14 protein-coding genes are annotated in these 12,977 nt (G+C 68.5%); 6 read left to right on the top strand and 8 right to left on the bottom strand.

From position 1 onward, the window contains the following. Window positions 1-178: 178 nt before the first annotated feature. Both rpmB and CJ014_RS10400 read left to right on the top strand, forming a co-directional pair. Complete coding sequence (gene rpmB / locus CJ014_RS10405) at window positions 179-475, top strand: 50S ribosomal protein L28 (RefSeq protein ID WP_100080416.1); 297 nt, start codon at window positions 179-181, stop codon at window positions 473-475. A 168-nt stretch (window positions 476-643) separates the two neighbouring features. Beyond that, the gene (locus CJ014_RS10400; protein ID WP_100080415.1) at window positions 644-1,189 is read left to right on the top strand and encodes a queuosine precursor transporter; all 546 of its coding nucleotides are present in this window, start codon (window positions 644-646) and stop codon (window positions 1,187-1,189) included. Between the two features lie 2 nt (window positions 1,190-1,191). Here CJ014_RS10400 and CJ014_RS10395 read toward each other — a convergent pair whose 3' ends face one another. From CJ014_RS10395 to CJ014_RS10375, 5 genes are all read right to left on the bottom strand, one after another. Beyond that, the gene (locus CJ014_RS10395; protein WP_100080414.1) at window positions 1,192-2,187 is read right to left on the bottom strand and encodes a small ribosomal subunit Rsm22 family protein; all 996 of its coding nucleotides are present in this window, start codon (window positions 2,185-2,187) and stop codon (window positions 1,192-1,194) included. After that, entirely contained in the window at window positions 2,184-3,164 is a 981-nt protein-coding gene (locus CJ014_RS10390; RefSeq protein ID WP_165790814.1) for an esterase-like activity of phytase family protein, read from the bottom strand. Before CJ014_RS10390 ends, CJ014_RS10395 begins: the two co-directional genes overlap by 4 nt. A 38-nt stretch (window positions 3,165-3,202) precedes the next feature. Continuing rightward, window positions 3,203-5,116, bottom strand: coding sequence for a cobaltochelatase subunit CobT (gene cobT / locus CJ014_RS10385; protein ID WP_100080412.1), 1,914 nt, complete (start codon window positions 5,114-5,116; stop codon window positions 3,203-3,205). Between the two features lie 17 nt (window positions 5,117-5,133). Next, window positions 5,134-6,114 (bottom strand): cobaltochelatase subunit CobS, encoded by a 981-nt coding sequence (gene cobS / locus CJ014_RS10380; RefSeq protein ID WP_100080411.1) that lies wholly within the window; start codon window positions 6,112-6,114, stop codon window positions 5,134-5,136. A gap of 66 nt (window positions 6,115-6,180) precedes the next feature. Further along, window positions 6,181-6,804, bottom strand: a complete 624-nt coding sequence (locus CJ014_RS10375; RefSeq protein WP_100080410.1) for a J domain-containing protein — start codon at window positions 6,802-6,804, stop codon at window positions 6,181-6,183. Between the two features lie 111 nt (window positions 6,805-6,915). Here CJ014_RS10375 and CJ014_RS10370 point away from each other — a divergent pair, with 111 nt between their 5' ends. Beyond that, window positions 6,916-7,206: a BolA family protein gene (locus CJ014_RS10370; RefSeq protein WP_342588535.1), complete on the top strand. Its 291-nt coding sequence runs from the start codon at window positions 6,916-6,918 to the stop codon at window positions 7,204-7,206. Between the two features lie 113 nt (window positions 7,207-7,319). Here the strand turns inward: CJ014_RS10370 and CJ014_RS10365 are convergent, their stop codons facing one another. Genes CJ014_RS10365 through CJ014_RS10355 form a run of 3 tightly spaced genes read right to left on the bottom strand, consistent with a single transcriptional unit; the run spans window position 7,320 to window position 10,416 of the window. Further along, window positions 7,320-8,615, bottom strand: coding sequence for an HlyC/CorC family transporter (locus tag CJ014_RS10365; RefSeq protein ID WP_100080409.1), 1,296 nt, complete (start codon window positions 8,613-8,615; stop codon window positions 7,320-7,322). Then, on the bottom strand, window positions 8,615-9,754 hold the full coding sequence (gene aroB / locus CJ014_RS10360) for a 3-dehydroquinate synthase (RefSeq protein ID WP_100080408.1): 1,140 nt from the start codon (window positions 9,752-9,754) through the stop codon (window positions 8,615-8,617). Before aroB ends, CJ014_RS10365 begins: the two co-directional genes overlap by 1 nt. 35 nt (window positions 9,755-9,789) lie before the next feature. Beyond that, complete coding sequence (locus tag CJ014_RS10355; protein WP_100080563.1) at window positions 9,790-10,416, bottom strand: shikimate kinase; 627 nt, start codon at window positions 10,414-10,416, stop codon at window positions 9,790-9,792. Between the two features lie 85 nt (window positions 10,417-10,501). On the opposite strand from CJ014_RS10355, the gene CJ014_RS28040 reads away from it, so the two are divergent. From CJ014_RS28040 to CJ014_RS10340, 3 genes are all read left to right on the top strand, one after another. Continuing rightward, complete coding sequence (locus CJ014_RS28040; protein ID WP_207765722.1) at window positions 10,502-10,735, top strand: hypothetical protein; 234 nt, start codon at window positions 10,502-10,504, stop codon at window positions 10,733-10,735. Further along, window positions 10,732-11,667, top strand: coding sequence for a site-specific tyrosine recombinase XerD (locus CJ014_RS10345; RefSeq protein ID WP_100080407.1), 936 nt, complete (start codon window positions 10,732-10,734; stop codon window positions 11,665-11,667). The genes CJ014_RS28040 and CJ014_RS10345 overlap by 4 nt, the downstream gene beginning before the upstream one ends. Before the next feature lie 159 nt (window positions 11,668-11,826). Beyond that, window positions 11,827-12,786: an acetyl-CoA carboxylase carboxyltransferase subunit alpha gene (locus tag CJ014_RS10340; RefSeq protein WP_100080406.1), complete on the top strand. Its 960-nt coding sequence runs from the start codon at window positions 11,827-11,829 to the stop codon at window positions 12,784-12,786. Window positions 12,787-12,977 lie beyond the last annotated feature (191 nt).

The raw sequence follows: 12,977 nt of genomic DNA, 5'->3' as shown, positions 1-12,977 counted from the left end.
GGCATTTTTGCCGGCTTCCGCTCGCTTCCGGGGTTGACGGAGCCGATGCCGACCGACTATAGGAACGCGACTTGAAACGGCGCCGTCGGCAGATGCAAGCGGCGCCTTGGCTTATTTCGTCGCGAGGAGCGGCCCGCAAGGCCTCGATCCCGCGCCAACAGAAAAAGAGGGTATCCCGATGGCCCGGCGCTGCGAACTTACCGGCAAGGCCGTTCTGACGGGTAATAACGTCAGCCACGCCAACAACAGGACCAAGCGGCGCTTCCTGCCGAATCTCTTGGCCGTGACGCTCCTGTCCGACACGCTCGGCCAGTCGGTGCGCCTGCGCATCTCCGCCAACGCCCTGCGTTCGGTCGAGCATCGCGGCGGCCTCGATGCCTATCTCGCCAAGGCCGGCGACGACGAGCTGTCCCCGCGCGCCCGGCTGATCAAGAAGCAGATCGCCAAGAAGGCCGCCGAGGCCGCTGCTGCCTGAGTTTTCCGGGCCGATTTGCCCCGCGAATTCAGCCGCGATGCCGGAAACGGTATCGCGGCTTTATTTATGTGTGCCTCAGATGATACACATCGCGTGAAATTCGGTAATCGGCCGGATTTCGCATCATAGCTCCAAAAGCCTGGTCTGTTCTGCCGGAGACCTTCTGGAATGTTCGATAGACGCCTCACCCCCTCGGTGCTGGCGATGGTCGTCACCGTCGTCGCATCCAATATTCTCGTCCAATACCCGTTCACGCCCTTCGGGCTCGGCGACCTCCTCACCTGGGGCGCCTTCACCTATCCCTTCGCCTTCCTGGTGACCGACCTCACCAACCGCTGGTTCGGGCCGGTGAAGACCCGGCGCGTCGTCTACGTCGGCTTCGCCATCGCCGTGCTGCTGTCGGTCTGGCTGTCGGAACCGCGCATCGCGCTTGCCTCCGGCACCGCCTTCCTGTGCGCCCAGCTTCTCGACGTCACCGTCTTCAACCGGCTGCGCGCCGGCTCCTGGTGGCGGGCGCCGCTCGTCTCCTCGTCGATCGGCTCGGCGCTCGATACGGTCATCTTCTTCTCCATCGCCTTCGCCGGCTCCGGCCTGCCCTGGACCACATGGGCGCTCGGCGACTTCTCGGTGAAGATGCTGGTGGCGATCTGTTCGCTGCTGCCCTACGCCAGCCTGATGAACTGGATAAAGCCCTACCAGCCGATCCGCGGCTGATCTCAACCCCGGAGATCGTCCGGCAGAAAGTCACCCCAGCCGAGCTTGCCGGCCGCCTTGAAGGCGGTCCGTTCGCGGCTGGCGATCCGCGCTTCGCCGAGCGTTCCGTCGGCGCGGCAGAGACTGAAGGCGATCTCATGCTTGGCAAGACGCGGCGGCCGCAGGATGCGGCCGCCGCTGTCGTTTTCGCTCCCGGCCGACGATCCCGATTCCAGCACCAGATAGGCGTAGCGCTCGTCCTCGAACGGCACCGTTCCGCCCTTGAGGCGCATGTGGGCGCGGCTCCGCTCGACGCGCACCGCGGTGTGGCACCAGTCGCCGGGCGGCAGCGGACAGGGGCCGGCATGCGGACAGGGCGCGAGGATGCGGGCGCCGGCGGCGAGCGCCGCCTGCCGCACCGCCATCAGCCGGCCGTGATCGCGCGGCGTTCCCGGCTCGACGATCACCAGCCGACCGGCCCGTCCGACCAAGTCGGCAACGAGCCGCCCGGCGGCCGCAAGGTCGAGCTCGGTCAGCGCATAGGCGATGACCGCGAGATCGACCGGCCCGTCCGGCAGGCCGAAGGGCTGCGCGATGTCGCCACGCCGGATATCGGCCCGTCGCAGCGCCGGCGGCCCGGCGCGCGCCAGATCGGCGGCGAGCGCCCGGAAATCGGCGCTGCCTTCCATCATGGTGACGGAAACGACCGACGGCCACAGCGTGGCGGCCGCCCAGCTCGCCGTGCCCGGTCCGGCGCCGAGATCGAGCACCGTTGCCGGCGAAAAATCCGGCCGCGCCGCCGCGAGCCGGTCGAGAGCCGCGGTCACCGCCGCATAGGTGGCCGGCATGCGGCTCGCCGCATAGGCGGCGACGCCGGCGGCGTCGGGAACGGCCTCGCGGGACGTGAGGTTGGCGCGGTAGCCGGCCGACAGCCGCGCCGCCGCCGCGCCCAGTCGCTCCGGACGGGCGCGCTCGGCCACGGCGGCGGCGAGCGCCGTCGGAAGGCGCCGGTCGCTCATGGCGCGCCGAGGCGGAACTCGAGATAGAGCGTCCGCTGAATGAAGGCGCGGTTGTCGTCGGAAATCAGCGAAATCCGCGTCTCGCCGCCCGCCGTCTTCCAGACCGACAGGCCTTCCATGTTGTCGATCTCTTCCGACATGCTCGCCTCGAGCAGCGTGTCGCCGTCGATCAGCGCGCCGGGGCGGATATCGGCGAGGCGGAAAGCGCGGATGCGGCAGCGAATGCCGGCCAGGAACGAAAAGCTTCGTTCGAGAACGTAGAGACGGCCATCGGGACCGACCTTGGCATCGGTCAGGTCGTAGCCGTCCGAGCGGCGAACGCGAAAGGCAAACGGCGCCTTGCCGCCGATCACCCAGCCCGGCGGATTGTCCGTCGCGGCGTCCCGTTCCGCCGCCTCGGCGAGGATGACGAAGCGGCCGCCAAGGCCGTTGCCGGCCGGCAGCGCCGCCACCGATTCGAGGCCACGGTTGGCCTGGAGACGGCCGACGTCCTTCGGCAGGTCGATCGCCGTCAGCGGACCGACGAAGCCGTCGGCGCCGAGCGGGCCGATCATCACCGTCGGCCGCCGTTCGAAGGAGACGACGCCGAACGGACGGCGGCCCTCGCCGGTGTAGACGTCGATCGACTCGGTATCGGACAGCGCCTTGTTGAGGGACAGCGGCCCCTTGGGAGTCCGCAGCCGGCGGATCGAGGCCGACGACAGGCCGACAGGCCGGCCGCGGGCGTCGCGTTCGATCTTCGCCTGCACCATGAAGCCGTCGTCGCTGAGCGACAGGAAGCTTCGGCCGGCGTCCGAGATCACCAGACCGGACAGGCCGCCCACCTCGCGCCGGTCGGCCCTGATCTCGAAGCCGCCGACATAGTCGAGCCGGCCGAAACGAACCTTTGCCGGCTCGGAAATCGAGAAGCCGGCAAGCGGCCGCACGGTGATACGGGTGGCGATGTCGGCGGCGACAGCCTCCGTCGCGATCAGCATCAAGGCGGTGAGGGCCGGAAGAAGCGCCCGCCCACCCCTCATGTGAGGCCCAGCGTCGAGACGCGCCGCGGCCGCGGCCGGGCGCCGGCCCGGATCGCCTTCTGCGTCGGCTGCTCCTCGAACAGCGCGGCGAGCTGATCGGTCATGGCGCCGGCCAGTTCTTCGACATCGACGATGGTGACGGCGTGCTTGTAGAAGCGCGTCACGTCGTGACCGATGCCGATGGCGATCAGTTCCACCGGCGAACGCTCCTCGATCTCCTCGATGACGTAGCGCAGGTGACGCTCGAGATAGTTGCCGGGATTGACCGACAGCGTCGAATCGTCGACCGGCGCGCCGTCGGAGATCATCATCAGGATGCGGCGGTTCTCCGACCGGGCGAGCAGGCGCTGGTGCGCCCAGTCGAGCGCCTCGCCGTCGATGTTCTCCTTGAGGAGGCCCTCGCGCATCATCAGGCCGAGATTGCGCCGCGCCCGCCGCCAGGGCGCATCGGCCGGCTTGTAGACGATATGGCGCAGATCGTTGAGCCGGCCGGGACCGGCCGGCTTGCCGGCGGCGAGCCAGGCTTCGCGCGACTGCCCGCCCTTCCAGGCCTTGGTGGTGAAGCCGAGGATCTCCACCTTGACGCCGCAGCGCTCCAGCGTGCGGGCGAGGATATCGGCGCAGGCGGCGGCGACCGTGATCGGCCGGCCGCGCATCGAGCCGGAATTGTCGATCAGGAGCGTCACCACCGTGTCGCGGAAATCGGTGTCGCGCTCCATCTTGAAGGCGAGCGGCGCCAGGGGATCGGTGACCACGCGGGTGATGCGCGCCGTGTCGAGGATGCCTTCCTCGATGTCGAAGTCCCAGGAGCGGTTCTGCTGGGCCATCAGGCGGCGCTGCAGGCGGTTGGCGAGCCGCGCCACCACGCCGGCGAGGTTGGCGAGCTGCTTGTCGAGAAGCGCGCGCAGCCGTTCGAGCTCGGCACCGTCGCAGACGTCCTCCGGCCGCGTCACCTCGTCGAACTTGTGGGTGAACACCTTGTAGTCGCTGACCGGCGGCTGGTTGGTGAACGGCAGCTCCGGCCGCTTGGCCTCGCCGGGATCGGTCGAATCGTCTTCCTCGTTGAAATCACCGGGATCGTCCGACATCTCCGATTCGGCGTCGCCTTCCGAGGACTCCTCGTCCTCGCCGGCCACCTCGCGCTCGCGGGCCGCCGACTGGTCGGCGTCGGCGTCGTCGGCCGGCTCGGCCGAAGCCTCGCTGTCCTCCGCCTCCTGCTGCTCGCCGTCCTGGTTGTCGTCCTGGTCGGGATCGCTGCCGAGCTCGTCGCCCATCTCGAGGTTGACGAGCAGGTTGCGCGTCGCGCGGGCGAACGCCTGCTGGCTGGAAATGGCGTCGGCAAGACCCTCGAGGTCGGCGCCGGCCCTCTCCTCGATGAAGTCGCGCCAGGCCTCCATCAGGCCCTGCGCGCTCTTGGGCGGCGGCGCGCCGGTCAGCTTCTCGCGCACCATCAGCGCCACCGCTTCGGACAGCGGCGCGTCGTCGCGGCTTTCGATGTGCTGGAGATTGGCCCGGAGATAGCGCTCCTCGAGCATGGCGGCGAGATTGCCGGCCACGCCGGGCATGGCGCGGGCACCGAGCGCCTCGCAGCGGGCCTGCTCCATCGCCTCGAACACCGCCTTGGCGCGCGGCCCCTCGGGCACGAAGGTGCGATGCACCGCCTCGTTATGGCAGGCAAGGCGCAGCGCCAGCGCGTCGCCGACGCCGCGGGTCACCGCAACGTCGAAGGCGGTCGGCCGGCGCGGCGGGTCGGGCACGCGCGCCTTGTGGCCAGCAAGCGACGGCCGGTCGGCGGCGAACACCACCTCCAGCTCGCCATCGCCGGAGATGGCCCGCATCGCCGTCGTCACCGCCTTCTTGAGCGGCTCGACGACCGGCTGGCCGCCCTTCTGCGTTTCGGGATGCGCCATCTCGCAATCTTCCCGGATCAGCTCAACAGGATGTTGGCGGCGCTCTCCGGCAGCTCCTTGCCGAAGCAGCGCTGGTAGAACTCGGCCACCTGCACCCGCTCGGTCTCGTCGCACTTGTTGAGGAAAGTGAGGCGGAAGGCGAAACCGACATCGCCGAAGATCGCGGCGTTCTCGGCCCAGGTCAGCACGGTGCGCGGGCTCATCACCGTCGAGATATCGCCGTTGATGAAAGCCGAGCGCGTCATGTCGGCCACCCGCACCATCTTGGAGATGGCGTCGTGGCCTTCCGGTCCGGTGAACGTCTTGGCCTTTGCGGCGATGATGTTCACCTCGTGGTCGTGCGGCAGGTAGTTGAGCGTGGTGACGATCGACCAGCGGTCCATCTGGCCCTGGTTGATCTGCTGCGTGCCGTGATAGAGGCCGGAGGTGTCGCCGAGGCCGATGGTGTTGGCCGTCGCGAACAGGCGGAAGGCCGGATGCGGACGAATGACGCGGTTCTGGTCGAGCAGCGTCAGCTTGCCGGCCACTTCCAGCACGCGCTGGATGACGAACATCACGTCCGGCCGGCCGGCGTCGTATTCGTCGAACACCAGCGCCACGTTGTTCTGCAGCGCCCAGGGCAGGATGCCGTCGCGGAATTCGGTGACCTGCTTGCCGTCCCGGAGGACGATGGCGTCCTTGCCGATGAGGTCGATGCGGCTGATGTGGCTGTCGAGGTTGACGCGCACCAGCGGCCAGTTGAGGCGGGCGGCCACCTGCTCGATATGCGTCGACTTGCCGGTGCCGTGATAGCCCGACACCATGACGCGGCGATTGTGCGAGAAGCCGGCCAGGATCGCCAGAGTGGTGGCGCGGTCGAACAGATAGTCCGGATCGAGATCGGGAACGTGTTCGTCAGCCCGGGAATAGGCGGGCACTTCGATGTCGGTGTCGATACCGAACACCTCGCGGACCGAGACCCGGATATCGGGTAGCGGCGCGTCATACGTCTGAGCCATGAGACCTCCTGGAGCGACCAAGCGGAGGGAGGAAGTCGCTCCGTCGAATCGGGAAAATGTAGCCGGTCAACAAAAACCGGCGGTCTTCAGGTAATTATAGGCTTGGATGATCTCCCGCAACCGTTCCTCTGAGGACCGGTCGCCGCCGTTGGCATCCGGGTGGTGGCGTTTGACCATGACCTTGTATTGCGCCTTGATCTCTTCCTTGGAGACGCCGACCTCGAGATGCAACGTTTCGAAGGCGCGCTGCGTCATCGGCGACACGTGCCGGCGCGGCTCCTCCGGCTCGGACCGCATGCCGCCGGCCCGCGAGCCGTGGAAGACGCCGAAGGGATCGTTGTAGGTCGGCTCGGCCGGCCGGCTGCGATGGCCGGCGTTGGGATCGGTCTGCCCCCAGCGGTTGACCGATACCGTCCAGGTCGGGCGATGGCCGGTGATGGCGTCCTTCTGGAAGGCGATGACATCGTCGTCACCCATGCCCGAGAAGTAGTTGTAGGACTTGTTGTAGAGCTGCACGTGCTCGAGGCAGTAGTGGTGATACTGCCCCTCGCGGCCGCGGCCCTTCGGCGCGCGATAAGCGCCCGCGCTCTCGCAGCCTTCCCACTCGCAGGGTGGGAACTGGTCGCGGGCGACGCTTTCCTTGTCCGGCTTGATCCGGATTTTATCGAAGAGCTTGGAATAGGAGTCCATGGTCTGCCGATTATGGGCACTGGAAAGCGCGTCGGCAAGGCGTTGACAATCGGCATCCGTGGTCGCCAGATACCGGATTGCTTCGCATGTGCCAATCGCCGAGGAGGCCTGATGGCTTCGATGACCCCGCCCGTTCCCGCCCGCAAGAGCCGCATCGAGGCGGCGCTCCTCGCCGAGCTGTCGCCGTCCTACCTGAACGTGGTCGACGACAGCGAGCGCCACCGCGGACATGGCGGCTGGCGCGAGGGCGGCGAGACCCATTTCGCCGTAGAAGTGGTATCTGCGGCCTTCGAGGGCAAGAGCCGCGTTGCCCGCCAGCGCCTCGTCATGGACGCCCTGAAAGCCGAGTTCGACGGCGGCCTGCATGCCCTCTCCGTCACCGCCCGCGCGCCGGGGGAGTGATTCCGGGCGGTTGCCGGAACGGCAGGGCTTTCCGTCCCGGCACGCCCATGCGGTGGAGGCGGATCAGGGCTGCGCGATCGCATCGGTGCGGAGCTGTGCCGGCATGGCACCGTTCAGTCGGACCGGAAGACGCCGTCGACCGGCCCCACCTTCAGCGCCGTGATGCGGTTCCTCTGCCGCCGCAGCACGCGGAAGCGGAAGCCGTGGAAGGTGAAGGACTGGCCGGGGTCGGGAATCATCCGCGCCTCGTGAATGACCAGGCCGGCGATGGTGGTCGCCTCGTCGTCCGGCAGGCGCCAGTCCATCACGCGATTGAGATCGCGGATGGGCACCGCTCCGTCCACCGAGGCCGAACCGTCGGGATAGGGGCGGACGCCCTGCACCACCACGTCCTGCTCGTCGGCGATGTCGCCGACGATTTCCTCGAGGATGTCCTCCAGCGTGACGAGGCCCTGCACCTCGCCATATTCGTCGACCACCAACGCCAGGTGGATCTTGCGCTTCAGGAACGCCTTGAGCTGGTCGGCGGCCAGCGTCGTGTCCGGCACGAACCAGGGCGGTGTCATCAGCGTCTCGACGCAGACCTTGGCCGGGTCGCCGCCGGCCCGGTCGACGGCGCGCATGAGTTCCTTGGAATGCAGCACGCCGACGATGTTGTCCGGCTCGTCGCGCCACAGCGGATGGCGCGTGAACGGGCTGGCGATCAGCGCCTTCAGGAGATCGCCGACCGGCATGTCGATGTCGAACGTGCGCATCTTGGTGCGGTGCACCATGATGTCCGACAGCGGCAGCTCGCTGAGGTCGAGCACGCCGCCGACCATGTCGCGGTCGGCCTTGACCACGCCGCCCTCGCGATGCAGGAGGTCGACCGCCTCGCGAATCTCCTCATGGGCCGTCCAGGCCGCCTCGCGCGGCGTCTTGCTGGCCAGCCGCAGCGGCGCGATCACCGCTTTTTCGATGCCGCCGATCAGCGGTTCCAGCAGGCGGGACGACGCCTCGATGGCCGGCAGAAGCATCAAGGCCGAGCGCTCCGGCCTCAGCGACACCATGACGCGCGGCACGGCGTCGAGCAGAATGGCGAGCAGGATGCCGCCGACCGCCCAGACGGCGAGGCGCATCGGATCGGTCTCGTAGGACAGCACGGCTCGCGTCGCGAAAATGGTCAGCGCCACCGTCGACACCTGCCGCGCCAGGCGGATGGCCGACACCGCCCGCGCCCGCTCGGCGGTCAGCTCGACGAGCCGCTTGATGCGGCGGTCGCCGAGCCGCTCCATGTGGTGCAGCTTGGTGCGGTTGGAGGCGAGAAGCGCCGAGCCGGCCGCCGACAGGATGACGGTGATGACGACGAACAGGGCGACAGGCACGCCGGCGACGAGCAGATCGACGAGCGCCCCGCCCCTGTCGTCCATCAGGCCTGTCCCTCGCTGAGCTTGTCGGTGAGGAAGGCGCGCACCGCCTCGGCCGGCACGTCCTTGGCGATGAAGGCGTCGCCGATGCCGCGGCTCAGGATGAAGGTCAGCGCGCCGTTCTGCACCTTCTTGTCCTGGCCGATCAGCTCCATGAAGGCAGCGACGGACGGCGGCCCGCCGGGAATCTCCGAGAGCCGCGTCGGCAGGCCGACCTCGGCGAGATGGGCGCGAACGCGGCCGGCGTCATCCGGCGACATCTGGTTGAGGCGCGCCGAAAAGTCGTGGGCGAGCACCATGCCGAGCGACACCGCCTCGCCGTGCACCACGGCGCCGTTGTAGCCGGCCGCCGTCTCGATGGCGTGGCCGAAGGTATGGCCGAGGTTGAGCAGCGCCCGGTCGCCGGTCTCGCGCTCGTCGCGGGCGACGATGGCCGCCTTGGAACGGCAGGACACGGCGATCGCCTCGGCGCGCGCCGGCCCGCCGGCAAACACCTCGCGCCAGTTCCGCTCCAGCGAGGCGAAGAAATCGGCGTTGTCGATCAGGCCGTATTTGACCACCTCGGCATAGCCGGCGCGGAACTCGCGCTCGGGCAGCGTATCGAGCACCTTGGTGTCGGCCAGCACCAGATCGGGCTGGTGGAACACGCCGACGAGGTTCTTGCCGTGGCGGCTGTTGATGCCGGTCTTGCCGCCGACCGACGAATCCACTTGCGAAAGAAGCGTCGTCGGCACCTGCACGAAGCGCATGCCGCGCCGCACGACCCCCGCCACGAAGCCGGCGAGATCGCCGACCACGCCGCCGCCCAGCGCCACCACCGCGTCGCCGCGCTCGTAGCGGCCGCCGACCACCTGGTCGACCACCTGCTCGAACACGTCGAAGCATTTGGACGCCTCGCCGGCCGGGATGACCACGGCGCTGGCCGTGACGCCGGCCCGCCGCAGCGACTTCTCGAAGCCGACGAGATGCCGGCTGGACACGTTGGAATCGGTGATGATGCAGGCTCGCGCCTTCGGCAGCACGGCCCGGAACCACCGGCCGGCATCGGTGGCAAGCCCCTCGCCGATCAGGATGTCGTAGGAGCGCTCGCCGAGCGACACCGGTACCCGGACGATGCCGTCCTTTTCCTCTTCAACCGTCATTTCAATCCCCGCCCGTTCCCCGTCCTCTTGCGCCGTCACGGCGCTCTTTTTACAGCGTCCTCGACGAGCCATGCCTCCAGGGCCGACACCACCGCATCGACCATCGCCTCGTGCGGCACGTCGACCGACTGGACGATGAGGTCCGCCTCGGCATAGACCGGATAGCGCGCCTCGACGAGCGCCTTCAGCGTCCCCTCGGGATCGGCCGTCTGCAGGAGCGGCCGCGTCGGTCGCCGCCGCACCCGCTCGAAAAGCAGCTCCCAGTCGGCCCTGAGCCAGATCGATATGCCGGCGCCGCGGATCGCCGCCCGCGTCTCGGCGTTCATGAAGGCGCCGCCGCCGGTGGCGATGATCTGGCGCGGTTCGCGCAGCAACCGGGCGATCACCCGCCGCTCGCCCTGGCGGAAATAATCCTCGCCATGCTCGGAGAAAATCTCCGACACGCTCTTCTTGGCCGCTTCCTCGATCGCCGTGTCGGCATCGATGAAGGTAAGCCCGAGACGGCCGGCGAGGCGCTTGCCCACCGACGTCTTGCCCGCCCCCATCATGCCCACCAGCACCACCGAACGGCCGCCGAGCAGCTCGACGATGCGCGCATGAACGCGACCGCGCCGATGGGCGGCGTCGGGGTCGCGGCTGCGGCTGGTCTTGACGTCGGTCATGAGAAGTCTCATGGGTTGGGGCGGCGCGTCTGTCAAGCCGTTAGCGCTGCCGAGCGACCTGCCGGACCGCACCCGGAGCGGAACCATGCCGACCATTACCCGCTTCCTCGGCTTTCTCCTCGTTCTGGCCGCCGCCGCCACGGCCGCCGTTCTGGCGCTGGCCTATCTGGTGACGCCGGAGCCACGCACCTACACCGTGCCGATCGATCCGTCGGTGCTTGCGGGCGCCCGGCCGCTGTCGCCGCCGCCGGCGCCGGCCGTCACCGATCCCGCCGCGGCCGATGCTACTCCCGCCAGCCTGCCGGGCAAAGCGCCATGAGCGTCGGCGACGCCACGCTGATCGAGACCTATCTCGAGGCGGCCAGCATCGAGGATGCCGCCTCCGACAACACGCTTGCCGCCTACCGTGCCGACCTCGACCTTTATGCCGGCTTCCTCGCCGGCCGCGGCCGCGGCCTGCTCGACGCCGGGACGACCGACGTCGAGGCGTTCATCGCCGGGCTCGCCGCCGAGGGCTATGCCGCCGCTACCCAGGCGCGCCGGCTGTCCGCCGTCCGTCAGTTGCACAAGTTCCTTTATACCGAGGGCCGCCGGGCCGACGACCCCACCGCCCGGGTCGATCGTCCGCGCACCCGCCGGCCGCTGCCGAAGGTGCTCAGCGTCGACGAGGTGGGGCGGCTGATGGACGCCGTGGCGCTTGCCGCCGCCGAACCCGTCGAGGACCAGGCCGAGGCGCTGCGCCGCGCCCGTTTCTCGGCCATGCTGGAAACGCTTTATGCCTCCGGCCTGCGCGTCTCGGAGCTCGTCTCGCTGCCGGCCGGCGCCATCCGCGAGGGCACGGCGGCCATCACCGTGCGCGGCAAGGGCGCCAAGGACCGGCTGGTGCCGATCGGCAACACGGCCCGCGCCGCCGTCCTCGCCTATCGCCAGCGCCTGAAAGCGAGCGGCCGTCACGCCGGCAGTCCCTTCCTGTTCCCGGCCAATTCCGAGACCGGCCACGTCACCCGCCAGAGCTTCGCCCGCGAGCTGAAGGACGCCGCCGCCCGGCTGGGGATATCGCCCGACAAGGTATCGCCGCACGTGCTGCGCCACGCCTTTGCCAGCCATCTGCTGCAAAATGGCGCCGATCTCCGCGTCGTCCAGGAGCTGCTCGGCCATGCCGACATCGGCACCACCGAGATCTATACGCACGTCCTCGAGCACCGTCTCGCCGCCCTGGTCGCCGACCATCATCCCCTGTCCGAACGATAACCGGCTTGGTATTGGCACGGAGATCACCACAGAATTGCCGGCATTTGCGGCAATTGGCGTTGACAAGGCGGTGGTTCGGAAGCCAAGTGTGCGCGGCTGCCGCACCCTCGGTTGTCCTCGCGGGACAAGACGGCGGCCGGGGTACCAGAAGAGAGCCGGATGAGAAGCTATCTCGACTTTGAGAAACCCATTGCCGACCTTGAAGGCAAGGTCCAGGAACTGAAAGCCCTGGCGGATAGCGGCAACGCTCTTTCAATCGACGATGACATCGCCAAGCTCGAGATGAGCGCTGCCCAGGCGCTTGCCGACATCTACACTCGCCTGACACCCTGGCAGAAGGCGCAAGTCGCCCGCCACCCGGACCGGCCGCACGCCGTACACTATATCGACCGGCTGATTTCGGACTGGACGCCGCTCGCCGGCGACCGCAACTTCGGCGAGGACGCGGCCATCATCGCCGGCCTCGGCAGCTTTCGCGGCCGGCCGGTGGCGGTGATCGGCCAGGAAAAGGGCCACGACACCCAGACGCGCATCCGCCACAACTTCGGCATGGCTCGCCCGGAAGGCTACCGCAAGGCCATCCGCATCATGGAGCTGGCCGACCGCTTCGACCTGCCGCTCATCTCGCTGGTCGACACGGCGGGCGCCTATCCCGGCATCGGCGCCGAGGAGCGCGGCCAGGCCGAGGCCATCGCCCGTTCGACGCAGGCCTGCCTGCGGCTCGGCGTGCCCATCGTCTCGGTGGTGATCGGCGAGGGCGGTTCCGGCGGCGCCATCGCCATCGCCACCGCCAACCGCGTCTTCATGCTGGAGCATTCCATCTACTCGGTGATCTCGCCCGAAGGCGCCGCCTCCATCCTGTGGAAGGACTCGGCCAAGGCGCAGGACGCCGCCATGAACATGCGCATCACCGCCCAGGATCTCTCCCGCTACGGCATCATCGACGGCGTCATCGACGAGCCGGTCGGCGGCGCCCACCGGGCGCCCGATCAGGTGATCGAGGCGGTCGGCGGCGTCGTCGAGGCGGCGTTCGCCACCTTCGACGGCAAGAGCCGCGACGATATCCGCGCCGATCGCCGCCGCAAGTTCCTGGCGATCGGCCGCGACCTCAAGGTCTGACATCGAGCATCGACATCGCGTTTTTTCGCCGCCTTGCCATGAATTTCTCATGTTTCCGATGGAAATGGGAGATCCCGGAGCATTTCCGAGCGAAGTGGATGCCGGTTCGCGTGAAGAAAATACGTTGATTCAAAAAGATAGAGCGTTCCCGCGTTTCCATGGACCGCGGAGATGCTCTGGGCGGCCTTGAC

Origin of the sequence: Pleomorphomonas carboxyditropha (assembly GCF_002770725.1) — a bacterium.
GTDB lineage: Bacteria > Pseudomonadota > Alphaproteobacteria > Rhizobiales > Pleomorphomonadaceae > Pleomorphomonas > Pleomorphomonas carboxyditropha.
This window is presented reverse-complemented; position numbering and strand designations above follow the sequence as displayed.